Annotated in this window: 13 protein-coding genes; 6 read left to right on the forward strand and 7 right to left on the reverse strand. The window is 70.1% G+C overall.

Annotated elements, in window-relative coordinates; genetic code table 11:
* Positions 1–10: 10 nt before the first annotated feature.
* The 4 genes from HNR13_RS08185 to HNR13_RS08200 all read right to left on the reverse strand — a co-directional run bounded on the left by HNR13_RS08185 (position 11) and on the right by HNR13_RS08200 (position 4,459).
* Positions 11–1,339: a DUF445 domain-containing protein gene (locus tag HNR13_RS08185; protein ID WP_343063496.1), complete on the reverse strand. Its 1,329-nt coding sequence runs from the start codon at positions 1,337–1,339 to the stop codon at positions 11–13.
* Positions 1,336–2,445 (reverse strand): aminopeptidase P family protein, encoded by a 1,110-nt coding sequence (locus tag HNR13_RS08190; protein WP_179605291.1) that lies wholly within the window; start codon positions 2,443–2,445, stop codon positions 1,336–1,338. The genes HNR13_RS08185 and HNR13_RS08190 overlap by 4 nt, the downstream gene beginning before the upstream one ends.
* 8 nt (positions 2,446–2,453) lie before the next feature.
* Positions 2,454–3,614 carry an acyl-CoA dehydrogenase family protein gene (locus tag HNR13_RS08195; protein ID WP_179605292.1) on the reverse strand — a complete coding sequence of 387 codons (1,161 nt, stop codon included), beginning with the start codon at positions 3,612–3,614 and terminating at the stop codon, positions 2,454–2,456.
* Between the two features lie 89 nt (positions 3,615–3,703).
* On the reverse strand, positions 3,704–4,459 hold the full coding sequence (locus HNR13_RS08200) for an SDR family NAD(P)-dependent oxidoreductase (protein ID WP_179605293.1): 756 nt from the start codon (positions 4,457–4,459) through the stop codon (positions 3,704–3,706).
* Between the two features lie 59 nt (positions 4,460–4,518).
* On the opposite strand from HNR13_RS08200, the gene HNR13_RS08205 reads away from it, so the two are divergent.
* The gene (locus HNR13_RS08205; RefSeq protein ID WP_343063497.1) at positions 4,519–5,190 is read left to right on the forward strand and encodes a TetR/AcrR family transcriptional regulator; all 672 of its coding nucleotides are present in this window, start codon (positions 4,519–4,521) and stop codon (positions 5,188–5,190) included.
* A complete protein-coding gene (locus tag HNR13_RS08210) occupies positions 5,175–6,047 on the forward strand; it encodes an alpha/beta hydrolase (RefSeq protein ID WP_343063498.1) in 873 nt (290 codons plus the stop codon). The genes HNR13_RS08205 and HNR13_RS08210 overlap by 16 nt, the downstream gene beginning before the upstream one ends.
* Here the strand turns inward: HNR13_RS08210 and HNR13_RS08215 are convergent.
* Positions 6,008–6,598: a TetR/AcrR family transcriptional regulator gene (locus HNR13_RS08215; protein WP_179605295.1), complete on the reverse strand. Its 591-nt coding sequence runs from the start codon at positions 6,596–6,598 to the stop codon at positions 6,008–6,010. The genes HNR13_RS08210 and HNR13_RS08215 overlap by 40 nt on opposite strands.
* Positions 6,599–6,703: 105 nt before the next feature.
* On the opposite strand from HNR13_RS08215, the gene HNR13_RS08220 reads away from it, so the two are divergent.
* Positions 6,704–7,840: an ABC transporter permease gene (locus HNR13_RS08220; RefSeq protein ID WP_179605296.1), complete on the forward strand. Its 1,137-nt coding sequence runs from the start codon at positions 6,704–6,706 to the stop codon at positions 7,838–7,840.
* Positions 7,841–7,850: 10 nt separating this feature from the next.
* Positions 7,851–8,831 (forward strand): aldo/keto reductase, encoded by a 981-nt coding sequence (locus HNR13_RS08225; RefSeq protein WP_179605297.1) that lies wholly within the window; start codon positions 7,851–7,853, stop codon positions 8,829–8,831.
* Positions 8,832–8,872: 41 nt separating this feature from the next.
* Here HNR13_RS08225 and HNR13_RS08230 read toward each other — a convergent pair whose 3' ends face one another.
* On the reverse strand, positions 8,873–9,643 hold the full coding sequence (locus tag HNR13_RS08230) for an endonuclease domain-containing protein (protein ID WP_343063499.1): 771 nt from the start codon (positions 9,641–9,643) through the stop codon (positions 8,873–8,875).
* Between the two features lie 247 nt (positions 9,644–9,890).
* Complete coding sequence (locus tag HNR13_RS08235; protein ID WP_179605299.1) at positions 9,891–11,102, reverse strand: MFS transporter; 1,212 nt, start codon at positions 11,100–11,102, stop codon at positions 9,891–9,893.
* 284 nt (positions 11,103–11,386) lie between these two features.
* Between HNR13_RS08235 and HNR13_RS08240 the strand changes: the two genes are divergently transcribed.
* Entirely contained in the window at positions 11,387–13,873 is a 2,487-nt protein-coding gene (locus tag HNR13_RS08240) for a ribonucleoside-diphosphate reductase subunit alpha (RefSeq protein ID WP_179605300.1), read from the forward strand.
* 176 nt (positions 13,874–14,049) lie between these two features.
* On the forward strand, positions 14,050–15,039 hold the full coding sequence (locus HNR13_RS08245) for a ribonucleotide-diphosphate reductase subunit beta (RefSeq protein ID WP_179605301.1): 990 nt from the start codon (positions 14,050–14,052) through the stop codon (positions 15,037–15,039).

Raw genomic sequence — 15,039 nt, forward strand, 5'->3', positions numbered from 1 at the left:
CGCCGCGGTCTCAGAACGCCGCGGAGATCAGCGTCGCGATCGTGTAGATCGCGAGGCCGGCGAGGGCTCCGACCACCGTCCCGTTGATCCGGATGAACTGGAGGTCGCGCCCCACCTGGGTCTCGATCTTGTCGGTCGTCTCGGCCGGGTCCCAGCCGCGCACCGTCTCGGTAATGACGCTCGCGATGTCGTGCCGGTACGTCGACACCAGGTGACCGGCCGCCTCGGACAGGCGCGCGTTCAGCGACGCGCGCAGCGCCGGGTCCGCCGCGACCCTGTCGGCCGTGTCGGCGAGCGCCGCCGCGGCGCGCACGCGCAGCTCGCTGTCCGGGTCGCTGAGAGCATCCACAGCGGCTGCGCGCGCCGCCGACCAGGCCTGCGCGGCCAGCTCGCGGATGCGCGGGTCGTCGAACGCGCGCGCCTTCGCGGCCTCCAGCCCGGCGATCGTCTCCGGGTCGTGCTGCAGGCGGTCGCTCAGCTCGGCGAGGTAGCCGTCGAACGCCCGGCGGGCACGGTGCGCCGGGTCGTGGCGGACGTCGGAGATGAAGCGGCGCAGCTCCTGGTACACGCGCTCGTCCACCAGCCGGTCCACGAAGGACGGCAGCCACGACGGGAGCCGCCCGGAGACCAGGTTGGCCAGCGCGTCGGGGTGGATGACCAGCCAGTCGTCGAACCGGTCGAGCAGCAGGTCGACGGCGGCGTGGTGGCCGCCCGAGCTGAGGATCCGCTCGCCCAGGCGCCCGATCGGCGGCGCCCACTCCGGGTCGATCACGTGGGTGCGCACGACCGCCTCGACGGCCTCTCGCATGCGGTCGTCGTCCAGCAGGCCGAAGAGTCCGACGATGGCGCCGGAGCCTTCGTCCACCACCCGGCGGGCGTTGCCCGGCTCGGTCAGCCAGCGTGCGGCCGCGCCGGACACGTCGTAGGCCGCCAGCCGGGTCGCGACCACGTCGTCGGACAGGAACTCGGTCTCCACGAACTCGCCGAGGGTCTCGCCGATCTCGTCCTTGCGGGTCGGGATGATCGCGGTGTGCGGGATGCGCAGGCCGAGGGGATGCTTGAAGAGCGCCGTCACGGCGAACCAGTCCGCGAGCGCGCCGACCATCGCGCCCTCCGCGGCCGCGCGCACGAAGCCGAGCCACGGGTAGCGGCCCTGCAGCGCGAACGAGACGGCGAAGATCACGGCCGCGACTGCGAGCAGGCTGGTCGCCAGCACCTTCATGCTCCGCAGCGCGCGGCGGCGCTCGGCGTCGCGGCGCTCGACCTGGGCGCGCTCGGCGGCGAGGCGCCGGCTCTCGGCGGTCTCGGGGTCGCCCGCGCGGGCCGTCGGCGCGGTCACCGGACGAGGTGGAGCTCGTGGCTGGTGTTGTTCAGCCGGTACGGTCCGTCGTCGCCGGCGACCACGATGTCCTCGATGCGGACCCCGAAGCGGCCGGGGAGGTAGATCCCCGGCTCGATGGAGAAGCACATCCCCGCCACGATCGGCTGCGTCTCGCCCTCGACCAGGTAGGCCGGCTCGTGCGTCGTGGTGCCGATGCCGTGGCCGACGCGGTGCACGAAGTACTCGCCGTAGCCGGCGTCCCGGATCACCGCGCGGGCGGTCCGGTCGATCTCCTGGAGCGGCACCCCCACCGCGACGGCGTCGAACGCGGCCTGCTGGGCGCGCTTGACCACCTCGAAGACCTCGTGCTCCTCGTCGGTCGGCTCGCCGACGTGGACGGTGCGGGTGGTGTCGGAGCCGTAGCCGTCCATCAGCCCGCCGAAGTCGAGGACGACCATGTCGCCCTGCTGGATGACCCGGTCGCCGGCCTCGTGGTGCGGGTTGGCGCCGTTGGGCCCGGAGCCGACGATCGTGAAGTCGACCCGGGAGTGGCCGTGCTCGCGCAGCAGCCGGTCCAGGTCCGCGGCCACCTCGTCCTCCCGGCGGCCGGCGAAGGCGACGTTCAGGATGTCCTCGAACGTCGCGTCGGCGGCGGCCCCCGCGGCGGCGAGCCGGTCGAGCTCGTCGGGCGCCTTGACCGCGCGCAGCATGGGCAGCGCCGCGGAGAACGCCGCGAAGCGCACGTCCGGGAGCTCGTGCTGCAGCGCCAGCAGGTGCAGCGCCCAGGCGGAATCGGAGACGGCGTAGCGGCCTCCCGACCAGAGCTGGTCCACGAGCGGGGCGTGCTCGTCCTCCCCGTCGGCCCAGGTGATCAGGCGGATGGCCCCGGCGGCCCGGGTCGCGGCGGCGCTGTCGTGCTCCAGGACGGGCACCACCATCGTCGGCTCGCCCTCGCCCGGGATGACCAGCATGGTCAGCCGCTCGGTCGACGGCGGCAGGTAGTCGGCGAAGTAGGCCAGGTCCGGGCCGGGCGCGACCAGCAGGGCGTCCAGCCCGGCCTCCCGCGCCTGTGCGGCGCCACGGGCCAGCCGGTCGGCGAAGTGCTGCGCGGTGAGCTGCTCCATGGCGCCTGTCACTCCTCGATCGGGCCGAGCCAGGCGTTCGCGACCGTGCTGTGCGCGGACTCGGCGTCGGACGGGTGGAAGATGCCGGCGAGGACGTCGCGGTAGAGCCGCCCGAGCTCGTTCCCGGTGAAGAAGGTCGAGCCGCCGGAGACCCGGATGGCCTGGTCGACGACCCGGCGCGCGGTCTCGGTGGCGCGGACCTTCATCCCCACGAGCTTCGGGAACCACTGCGCGCCGTGGTCGGCGAGGGTGTCGACATCGCGGGTGATCGCGTCCAGCTGGGGGAGGAGCGCGTCCTGGTCGATCGCGGCCGAGGCGACGCGCCAGCGGATGTCCGGGTCGTTCGCGTAGCTGCGGCCGTCGTTCTTGAGGCTCTTCCTGCGGTGCGCGGAGGCGACGGCGAGCTCGAGCGCGCGGGCGCCGATGCCGGTGTAGACGGCGGCGAGCAGCAGCTCGAAGTTGGCGAAGATCGCGAAGACGAGCGGGTCCGGGTTGGGGCCGGGGTCGAGCCGGCGCACGACGCGGTCCGCCCGCGCCAGGGCGCCGTCGAGGACGGTGGTGCTGCTCTGCGTCGCGCGCATCCCGATGGTGTCCCAGTCCTCGCGGATCTCGAAGCCGCCGCCCGTGCGCTCCACGAAGCCGTAGACGATCTTGGGGGCGTCGGCGCTGGTCGTGTCGAGGCCCATCGTCCCGAGTCGGGTCCACGCGGGGGAGAGCGAGGTGAAGATCTTGGTGCCGAAGTAGCGGTACGAGCCGTCCGGCTCCGGCCGGGCCTCGGTGGTGGAGCCGAACAGCACCAGGTCGTTGCCGGCCTCGCTCAGCCCGAACGCGAAGACCTCGCCCGCCCCCGCTTCCCGCAGCAGGAACTCGAGGGAGTCGTCGCCGCGGTCGCGCAGGGTCTTGGCGACGCCGGTCCAGACCAGGTGCATGTTGACCGCGAGCGCGGTGGCGGGAGCCGCGCCGGCGAGCCGCACCTGCAGGCGCGCGGTCTGCTCCAGCGTCAGCCCCAGTCCGCCGAACTCGGTCGGGACCATGGCCTTCAGGTAGCCGGCGTCCGCCAGCTCGGCGAAGTCCTCGGTGAAGAACCGGTTCTCCGCGTCGTATTCGGCGGCTCGGGAGCGGAACCGCTCCAGTCGCTCGTCGCTCAACAGCTCGCTGTCCGCACTCACCTTCCCCAGCCTAGGTCTCGCGGCGCCGAGGGGCACGCAAACGCCCGCAAAACGCGGTTCTCCGGTCGTCTGCGTGCCCCTCGAGCGGATCAGGACGCGGTGTAGCCGCCGTCCACGAGGTGGTAGCTGCCGGTGATGAACGACGCGGCGTCGGAGGCGAGGAAGGCGACGAGGGCCGCGACCTCCTCCGGCTCGCCCAGCCGGCCGAGGGCGTGCTTGCCCTCCAGGAACTTCAGGGCCTCGGGCGTCATGTTGGCCTCGACCAGGGGCGTCTTGATGAAGCCGGGGCCGACCGCGACGACGCGGACTTTCTTGTCGGCGTACTCGAGGGCCGCGTTCTGGGTGAGTCCGAGCAGGCCGTGCTTGGCGGTGACGTAGGCCGACGAGTTCGCGAAGCCGACGCTGCCGAGGATGGACGCCATGTTGACGATCGCGCCGCCGCCGTTCTCCGCCATCGCGGTCAGCTGCGGCTGCATCGAGTACAGCACCGCGTTGAGGTTGACCTCGATGACCTTGCGCCAGCTCTCCAGCGAGTAGTCGGCGACCGGAGCGGCCTCGCCGCCGATGCCGGCGTTGTTGACCGCGATCTTGAGGGGCGCGAGGGCGTTGGCGGCCTCGACGCTCGCCGTGGCGAACGCGGGGTCGGTCACGTCTCCGGCGAGGGCCGCCGCGGTTCCGCCCGCCGCCTCGATCTCGGCGACGACGGCCTTGGCGTGCTCCTCGTTGAGGTCGGTGACCAGGACGGCGGCCCCGCTGGCCGCGAGGGTCAGCGCCACCGCGCGCCCGATGCCCGAGCCACCGCCGGTGACGATCGCAGAGCGGCCGGCGACATCGTACTGAGCCATGAATGTTCTCCTTCCAGATATCCGACACCTGTCGGATAAGTCCATTGTACGATCGGAAGGTGAACACAGGGAGGCCGAACGGCCCGCAGGCCGGTGCGCCCGCAGCGAACAGCTCGGCGAACACGTCGGCGAATGCGGGGGCGCCCGAAAGGGCGCGCCTCGACGCCCGGCAGACGAAGACGCTGGCCCGGCTGAGCGCCGCGGTGCTCTCCCTCGCGGCCGAGCAGTCGATCGCCGATGTGACGGTCTCCCGGCTGGCGGCCACCGCAGGTGTGCACCGGTCGACCGTGTACGAGTACGCCGCGTCGCCTGCGGCCCTGCTGCAGCGCGTGCTCCGCGCCCAACTCGACGACCTGCGCGCCGCCTACCTCGTGGACGTCGCGCCGGACGACGCCGCCGCCGCGATCAGCGGTGTCACCCGCGCAGTCCTTCAGCACGTGGACGAGCACGACGCGGTCTACCGCCGCGGCCTCGGCCCGGAGGGGGCGGAGGCGGGCCTGCACGCGATGCTCAGCGAGCACTTCCAGGGCTCCATCGAGCTGCTGCTCGACCAGCACAGCGTCAGCGTCCCCGCGGCCGACGAGCTGGAGCGGCGCACGATCGAGCGCTACCTCGCCGACGGCATCATCGGCGCGATCGAGGTCTGGCTCACCCGGCCTCGGCCGCGGGATGTGGACGCGCTGCTCGGCCTGCTCGAACGGCTCACGCCGCCCTGGTGGCCGGACCGATGAGCGGCTTCCTCGACCGGGTGCGCCGTGCGCTCGGGCTGCGGCGCGTCCCGCTGCTGCACATCGCCTCCGATGTGGGGGAGGGCCCGGTCGTCGTGCTCGTGCACGGCATCGCGTCGTCGTCGGTGACGTTCCAGAACCTCGTGCCGCTGCTGGAGCCGCGGCACCGCGCCATCTCCATCGACATCCTCGGCTTCGGCCGGTCGCCCGCCCCGGAGGACGCCCAGTACACGATCGAGGAGCACGTGGCCGCACTCGACCGCACGCTGCGCTCGCTGAAGCTGCGCGAGCCGTTCGTCCTCGTCGGCCACTCGCTCGGCAGCCTCATCGTCGCGCGGTACGCCGCCGAGCGCCCTGGCGCCCTGAGCCGGCTCGTCCTGGTCGGGCCGCCGGTCTACGGCACTCCCGCCGAGATCGGCGACCGCCGGGTGCGCACCCGGGTCAGTGCCTACCTGCGCGCGTACGAGTTCCTCCGCAACAACAAGGAGTTCACCCTCCGCAACGCGAACATCCTCGGCAAGCTGCTGCCCATCAAGAACGTCTTCGAGATCACCGAGAAGAGCTGGCGCCCGTTCGTGCTGTCGCTGGAGAACTGCATCGAGCGGCAGACCGTGATCGGCGACCTGGCCCGGGTCCACGATGTTGATGGCAAGAGCTGTCCGGTGGAGGTCGTCTACGGCACGATGGACGCCTTCATCGCGCCGGGCAGCCTCGCCGTGATCGAGGCCATGCGGCACGTCACGATGCACCGGGTCGAGGCCAACGACCACCTCATCCGCAAGCGGCTCGCGCGCGTCGTCGCGGCGGCCTGCGATGCGGGTCAGTCGGCCAGGGACATCGAGGCGACGACCGCGAGGTAAGTCTCCCCGTCGAAGCCGTCGAACAGCACCGTCTGCGTGACGTAACCCTGCACGAGCCCCATGTACACCGGCGCCTGCCGCGCGGCCAGGGCGCGCGCCTCCTCGACGGGCAGCGTCTGGGCGTGCCAGTCGGTCAGGTAGCCCGCGAACATGGCGCGGATGCGCCCGCCGATCTCGGAGGACATCTGCTTCAGCCGCGGATTGATCGGCACCTGCCCCCAGACCTGCACCAGGAGCTGGAGGTCCACGAGGTGCGTCGTCAGGCCGGTGACGAGCATGCGGACGATCTCGCCGGGCGTGGGGAGGGGCTGCCGGGCTCGTGCCTCCTCGACCTCCAGGAACCGGGCGTCGAGGATCTCCGACGCGGTCAGCTCCATCAGCTCGTCCTTGCTGGTGAAGTGCCCGTAGATCGCGCCGGCGGAGAGTCCGGACTCGGCGATGATGTCGGCCATCGAGGTGGCTGCGAAGCCGTTGCGCGCGAAGCAGCGGAGGGCGGCCTGGGCGATCTCGTGGCGTCGCGCCGTGCGGTACTCCTCGGTGACCTTGGGCATCGGTCTCCTCCTCGTGGCGGAAAAAAGAACGTTCGTTCTTGACAATAGCGTCCCGGCTGTCGATTATAAAGAACGAGCATTCGTTTTTATTGAGTGGAGGTCGTCATGAGCACCAGCACCGATCGGGGCGTCGATCGTCCCGGCGGGGAAGGGCGCGCTGCGCACGGCGAGCACGTCGCTTCGTCTCCCGAGCAAGCAGCGGGTCCCGTCGTCCACACGCCCTGGGCGCGAGCGCTCGCGCTCGCCGTCGGAGCGGCGGCCATCGTCGTCGTCATCCTGCTCGCCTTCCTCTGGCCGACCGTGACCTCGACGGTCAAGGACCTCCCCATCGGGATCGCCGGCCCGTCCGCGCAGGTGAGCGCGGTGGAGAAGCAGCTCGACAAGGCGGCGAGCGGCGCGTTCGCGGTCACGACCCTGAGCGACCGGCAGGCGGCCGTCGACGCGATCCAGAAGCGCGACGTCTACGGCGCGATCGTCCTCGGCGACAGCCCGGAGGTGCTGACCGCCTCCGCCAACGGCGCGGCGGTGACGCAGATCCTGAACCAGGTGGCGGGCAACCTCCAGACCGCGGCCAACGCGCAGGCGCAGGCGGCCGTGCAGCAGGCCATCGCCGCCGGCCACGCGCCCGCCGGGACGAAGGCGCCCACCATCACCGTGAAGGTGACCGACGTCGTCCCGCTCGCCTCCACCGACTCCCGCGGGCTCGGCCTGGCCGCGTCGTCCTTCCCGCTCGTGCTGGGCGGGATGCTCGGCGGCGTGCTCATCTCCCTGCTGGTCGCCGGGAGTTGGCGCCGCCTCGGCGCGGTGGCGCTCTACGGGGTGGCGGGCGGTCTGGCGGTCACCGGCATCCTGCAGGGCTGGTTCGGAATCCTGCAGGGCGACTACTGGGTGAACGCGCTCGCCGTGGGGCTGGCGATGTTCGCGATCGCGGCCTTCGTGGTCGGGATGAACGCGCTGTTCGGGCGGGTCGGCATCGCGATCGGCGCCGTGCTCACGGTGCTGGTCGGCAATCCGCTGTCGGCCGCCGCCCAGCCGCTGCAGTTCCTGGTCGGGCCGTGGGGCGCGGTCGGGCAGTGGTTCGTGCCGGGCGCCTCCGTAACCCTGCTGCGCGACCTGTCGTACTTCCCGTCGGCCGACGCGCTGTTCCCGTGGCTGGTGCTGCTCGGCTGGGCCGTGGTCGGCGTGATCGGGATGCTCGCCGGGCACTTCCGCGACCAGGAGGTCACCGAAGCGGCGGCCTAGGCTGGGCGGTATGCAGAATCGCACTCTCGGACGGACCGGACGCGACGTGTCGGTCATCGGTCTCGGCACGTGGCAGCTCGGCGCCGACTGGGGCGACGTCACCGAGGCCGACGCGCTCGCCGTCCTCGACGCGGCGACCGAGGCCGGGGTCACCTTCTTCGACACCGCCGACGTCTATGGCGACGGCCGCAGCGAGCAGCTCATCGGCCGCTACCGTGCCGCCCACCCGGATCTCCCGTTGACCGTCGCCACCAAGATGGGCCGCCGGGAGGCGCAGGACCCGGCGAACTTCACGCTCGGGAAATTCCGCGAGTGGACGGACCGCTCCCGCCGCAACCTCGGCATGGACACCCTCGACCTCGTCCAGCTGCACTGCCCTCCCACCCCGGTGTTCTCGAACGCCGCGGTCTACGACGCGCTCGACACCCTGGTGGAGGAGGGTGCGATCGCGAACTACGGCGTCAGCGTCGAGACCTGCGCAGAGGCTCTGGAGGCCATCGCGCGGCCGGGGACGGCGAGCGTCCAGATCATCCTCAACGCGTTCCGGCTGAAGCCGCTCGACGAGGTGCTGCCGGCGGCGCGGGAGGCCGGGGTCGGCATCATCGCTCGGGTGCCGCTCGCCTCCGGGCTGCTGAGCGGCCGCTACTCGGAGACGACGGAGTTCGCCGCGGACGACCACCGCAGCTACAACCGGCACGGCGAGGCGTTCGACGTGGGGGAGACCTTCTCCGGCGTCGACGACGCGGAGGGCGTCCGCGCGGCCCGCGAGTTCGCGGCGCTCGCGCCCGAGGGTGCGACGCCCGCGCAGGCGGCCCTTGCGTGGATCGTGGCGCAGGGCGGCGTGAGCACCGTCATCCCCGGCGCCCGCTCGCCGGAGCAGGCGCGCGCGAACGCGGCAGCAGCCGTCGTCGCGCTCCCGGCCGGCTTCGCCGACGCCGTCCGCGGCCTGTACGACCGCACCTTCCGCGCCACCACCCACCCCCGCTGGTGAAACGTGAGTAATCGCGGAAATCCGTCGTCGGATTTCCGCGATTACTCACGTCTCGTGGCCAGGAGGTGGGAGAGGCGGGTGACGAGAGGGAGCGGGGTGCGAAGGTCGGCGGCGGTGACGCGGACGACGCGCCAGCCGAGGTCCTCGAGGTGCTCGCGCCGGTGGATGTCGCGGAACCAGACCTCTCTGTCGACACGGTGGCCGTCACCCTCGTATTCGAGGACCACGCGCTCTGACGGATACGCCATATCGACGCGCGCGAGGAAGCTCCCATCGCGACGGTGGATCACGTAGTTCAGCCACGGCTCCGCGAGTCCCGCATCGAGGAGGATCAACCGCAGTCGCGTCTCGGCGGGCGACTCCGACCGCGTTCGGACGAGCGGTATCGCGGCCCGCGCGGTCGCGATACCGCGCCTCCCGGACGCGGTCCCCACGATCTCCGCCAGCGCTTCGACCGTCGTCAGCGGGTGCCGATAGCTCAGCAGCCAGTCGCCGACGGCGACGAGGGCGTCGCGGCCGAGGACGGCGGCCAGGTCCAGCCACGTCTGTTCGGGAGTGGTCAGCGGCAGGCCGCGAAAAGAGATCGTCCTCCAGGCGGAGAGCGTGTGGCCGACGACGGATGTCGCCTGCACGGCGCGACCGCCGGCGGGGACGCTCACGTGGAGCCGGTCGTCGGCGCGGGCTGCCGCCGGGAGGGGCGCTCCCCACAGCTCCGCCGCTGTCGTGTGGCTGAACGCCACCCGCTCGTGCCGGTGCAGCAGGAAGGCGCCGCAGCGCGTCTCCAGTCCCGCGTCCCCGCCGGCGACCCGCACGCCCCTGATCGGGGTGTGTAGGTCGCTCGCCCGGAGCCGTCCCGCCGACACCCCGCTCTCGAGGGCATCCCGTGTCCGGAACGCGCCTGAACGGAAATCCCGCCCTAACTCCGCTGCCCGTCTCCCCATCCCGCCACCCTGCCGGACCGAGCCGAATCCCGCTCCCGTTCTCCACAGCCGGCGACCGAGACGTGACTAAACGCGGAAAAGCTGTGGACGATTTCCGCGATCAGTCACGTTTCGGCGGCTAGGAGGGCTGGACGGGGACGGGCTCGGTGTCGGGGATGGGGGAGGCGTCGCGCCCGCGCAGGTCGGGGTGCACCCGCCAGGCCAGTGCGGGCACCAGGAAGCCGACGAACGCGAACGCGCCCGCCGCCCAGAACGCGCCGACCGGCCCGTGCGCATCGATCAGGAAGCCCGCGAGCGCGGAGCCCAGCGCCGCGCCGATGAGCTGCCCGGTGCCGACCCAGCCGTAGGCCTCCGCCGTGTCGGAGAACTTGACGCTGGCCGACACGATCGCGAACAGCACCGCCAGTGCCGGCGCGATGCCGAGCCCCGCGACGATCAGCGTCAGCGACAGCCCCCACCACGACCACAGCATGAACGTGGAGATGACGACGCCGACGAACACGATCAGCATGCGCCGCGCCGTCGCCCACGGCCCGATCGGGATGTGCCCGAACGCGAGACCGCCGACCAGGGAGCCGAGCGACCAGATCGCCAGGACGATGCCGGCGAACGGCGAGCCCTCGCCGAAGTTCGCCACGACCCCGGCCTCCACCGCTGCGCACGAGCCGATCAGCAGGAAGCCGACCACGGTCGCCAGCAGCACGGGGGGCCGCGCCAGCACCATCCCGAAGCGCCGCTTGCTGCGCGGGATGCGCACCCGACCCACCTCGGGGGAGGAGATGAACCAGGCGCCGCCGAGCAGCATGATCGCCACCGACATCAGGATGCCCTCGACCGTGCCGATCTGGGTGGAGACGAAGGTGATCGCGACGGGTCCGGCGATCCAGATGATCTCCTGCGCGGAGGCGTCGAGGGAGAACAGCGGGGTGAGCTGGCGCGAGTTCACCATCTTGGGGTAGATCGTCCGCACGGCCGGCTGGATGGGCGGCATGCTGAGGCCCGCGAAGAACGCGACCGCCATGGTGAGGGGGATCGGCATGACGAACACGCCGATCGCGGCCACGGCGGCGGAGCACAGCGCCAGCGTCGTCCACAGCACCGTGCGCATGCCGAGCACGCCCATCAGGCGGCTCGTCATCGGGCCGGCGATCGCCTGGCCGATGCTCATCGCGCCGAGCACGAGGCCGGCCGCGCCGTAGGAGTGGTGGATGCGCTCGATGTGCAGCAGGAACGCCAGCGAGAGCATCCCGAACGGGAACCGCGCGGTCAGTTGCGCGGCGATGATGCGCGCGACGCCGGGCGTCTTCAGAAGGCTCGAGTAGCTGCTCACAGTCTTCCCACTCTATCGGTCGGCGACCGCGGCGTAAGGGCCGTGAAACCCGTTCGAGGGGGTGTGGAAATGTGCATAACTTCTTCACACCTGTGGATGACACGCCCACTAGATATGGGGGCATGGAAATGTCGGGACCCGGCTATATAGTGGTTCACGCGACAGGGGGCCCGACCAGCTCCCGGGGCTCCCGGACGGAGCTTTCGGGGCGTTCCGCCCGCCCTGTCGCGGGGAACTTCGCCGCTCACCGGAGCGGCACTGTTGAGGTAATAGAGGGAGAGATAGTGGCTATCACTGTTGTGAAGCGGAACGGCGAGCGCGAGCCGTACGACGCCAACAAGATCAACCTGGCCATCGAGCACGCCGCGGCCGGTCTGGACGAGAACATCACTTGGGTCACCCAGATCGCGAGCGAGCTGGAGTTGACCCTGTTCGACGGGATCACGACGCAGCAGCTCGACGAGGCGGTCATCCAGGTCGCCCTGCAGAACGTCAAGGACGACCCGGCGTTCGACACCGTCGCCGCACGCCTCCTCCTCAAGACGATCTACAAGCGCGTCCTCGGCGACTACGAGACCCTCGACGAGCTCACCGAGCTGCACACCTCGCACTTCCGTGCCTACGTCGAGCGCGGCGTCGCCGAGACGCTGCTCGACTCGCGCTTTACCACCCTGTTCGACCTCGACAGCCTGGCCGCGCATCTCGACCCGTCGCGCGACGAGCTGCTCAAGTACATCGGCGTCGTCACCCTCAACAACCGCTACGGCATCAAGGCCCGCAACGGCGACTCCCTCGAGGTGCCGCAGTACTTCTGGATGCGCATCGCCATGGGCCTCTCCCTCAACGAGGCCGACCCGACCGCGCACGCCCTCGCGTTCTACGACAAGATGTCGCGCCTGGAGTACCTGGCGGCCGGCTCCACGCTCGTCAATGCCGGCACCGCCTACCCGCAGCTCTCCAACTGCTTCGTCATGGAGATGCAGGACGACATCGAGCACATCGCCAAGTCGGTCCGCGACGTCATGTGGCTCACCAAGGGCACCGGCGGCATCGGCCTCTCGGTCACCAAGCTGCGCGCCCAGGGCTCGCCGATCCGCTCCAACAACACCACCTCGACCGGCCCGATCCCGTTCATGCACACGATCGACTCGGTGCTGCGCGCGGTCAGCCGCGGCGGCAAGAAGTTCGGCGCGCTCTGCTTCTACATGGAGAACTGGCACCTCGACTTCCCGGAGTTCCTCGACCTCCGCCAGAACTCCGGCGACCCGTACCGCCGCACCCGCACCGCCAACACCGCGGTGTGGATCAGCGACGAGTTCATGAAGCGCGTCCAGAACGACGAGGACTGGTACCTCTTCGACCCGCTGGAGGTCGCCGACCTCAACGAGCTGTACGGCAAGGAGTTTTCGCAGCGCTACGCGGAGTACGTCGCGCTGGCCGAGGCCGGAGAGCTGCGGATGTTCAAGAAGATCAGCGCCCGCGCGCAGTTCAAGGACATCCTGATGAGCCTCCAGACCACCAGCCACCCGTGGCTGACCTGGAAGGACACGATCAACAACCGCGCCCTCAACAACAACACGGGCACGATCCACCTCTCCAACCTCTGCACCGAGATCACGCTGCCGCAGGACCGGGACAACGTGTCGGTCTGCAACCTGGCCTCCATCAACCTGTCGCGTCACCTGATCGACGGCAAGATGGACTGGGAGCGCATCGAGGCGAGCGCCCGCCAGGCCGTCCGTCAGCTCGACAACCTGATCGACATCACGGTGTCCAGCGTCGACGAGGCCGACTTCTCCAACCAGCAGAACCGCGCGATCGGCCTCGGCGTGATGGGCTTCACCGACATCGTCGAGCGCCTCGGCTTCAGCTACGAGAGCGAAGAGGCGTACGCCCTGATCGACGAGATCATGGAGCACGTCTCCTACGCGGCGATCGACGAGAGCGCCGACCTGGCCCGCGAGCGCGGCGCGTACCCGAACTTCGAGGGCTCGCGCTGGTCGAAGGGCCTGGTGCCCTACGACTCGATCGCCCTGACGGAGGCCGACCGCGGCGTCCCGATCACGGTCGACCGCACCATCCGCCTCGACTGGGACCGCCTGCGCGAGAAGGTCAAGGGCGGCATGCGCAACGCCACCCTGATGGCCATCGCTCCCACGGCCTCCATCGGCCTCGTCGCCGGGACCACCCCCGGCTTCGACCCGCAGTTCTCGCAGATCTTCAGCCGGTCGACCTCCTCGGGCAAGTTCCTCGAGGTCAACCGCAACCTGGTCGAGACGCTGCAGGAGCGCGGCATCTGGCAGGACGTCCGCGAGTCGATCCTGCGCTCGCAGGGCGACATCCAGGGCATCGCGGCGATCCCGGACGAGGTCAAGGCCACGTTCAAGACCAGCTTCCAGCTCTCGCCGTACGCCTTCATCGAGGTGGCGGCCCGCGCCCAGAAGTGGATCGACCAGGCGATCAGCCGCAACATGTACCTCGAGACGCGCGACCTCGGCGACATGATGGACATCTACTACGCCGCGTGGGAGAAGGGCGTCAAGACGACCTACTACCTGCACATGAAGCCGCGTCACCAGGCCGAGCAGTCGACCGTCAAGGTCAACAAGGCCGAGGAGATCTCCGGCGGCCGCACCGGCTTCGCCACGGTGGGCGCCGGCGCTCCGGCCGCGGCTCCCGCCGTCACCGAGACCGCTCCGGCCGCCGCCCCCGCCCGTCGCGGCTTCGGCTTCGGCGGCCTCACCTCCAACGCCGCTGGGGGTGACAAGTAATGAACAGCACCAAGATCGAGGAGTACTACGTGCCCGTCGACCCGATGGACGACCTGCAGTGCGAGTCCTGCCAGTAGCCCGTAACCGCCGAGTACGCACATAATCGACCGGAAACCGCCGAGTACGCAGACAATTCGCGTACTCGGCGGTCGCCGAACGAAGAAAGAAGAAGACACATGGGCATCCTGGGAACGGGAATCGAGGAGGGCCTCCTCCTCAAGCCGGTGAAGTACCAGTGGGCGATGGACCTCTACGACCAGGCCGTCGCGAACACCTGGTTCCCCAACGAGATCCAGCTCGGCGAGGACATCGCCGACTTCAAGCGGATGACCGACGAGGAGCGTCACGCGGTCACCTTCCTGATGAGCTACTTCAACCCGAACGAGCTCCTGGTGAACAAGGCGCTGGCCTTCGGCGTCTACCCCTACATCAACGCGGCCGAGGCGCACCTCTACCTCGCCAAGCAGATGTGGGAGGAGGCCAACCACTGCATGTCGTTCGAGTACGTCCTGGAGACGTTCCCGATCGACCGCGAGCAGGCCTACAACTCGCACGTCGACATCCCGTCGATGGCGCGCAAGGAGGAGTTCGAGGTCCGCTTCATCAAGCGGATGACCGAGCAGGCGCTCGACATCACGACGACCGAGGGCAAGCAGGACTTCATCCGCAACCTCGTGGCCTACAACGTGATCCTCGAGGGCATCTGGTTCTACTCGGGCTTCATGGTGGCGCTGTCGTTCCGCCAGCGGAACCTGCTGCGCAACTTCGGCTCGCTGATCGACTGGGTGGTGCGCGACGAGTCGCTGCACCTCAAGTTCGGCATCAACCTCATCCTGACGGTGCTCGAGGAGAACCCCGACCTGCAGACGCCGGAGTTCGCGAACGAGATCCGCCAGATGATCCTGGACGCCGTGGAGATGGAGGAGCAGTACAACCGCGATCTCCTGCCGGGCGGCATCCTGGGCCTGAACGCCAACTACATCAACCAGTACGTCAAGTACCTGGCCGACCGCCGGCTGGAGGAGCTCGGCTTCGAGGCCGAGTACAAGGTCTCCAACCCGGCCAAGTGGATGGCGACCGCCAACGACACGCTCGAGCTGGTCAACTTCTTCGAGTCGACCAACACCTCGTACGAGTCGAACGCGAAGGCGTCGAGCGGTCACTGA

It is taken from the genome of Leifsonia shinshuensis (assembly GCF_013410375.1).
GTDB lineage: Bacteria > Actinomycetota > Actinomycetes > Actinomycetales > Microbacteriaceae > Leifsonia > Leifsonia shinshuensis.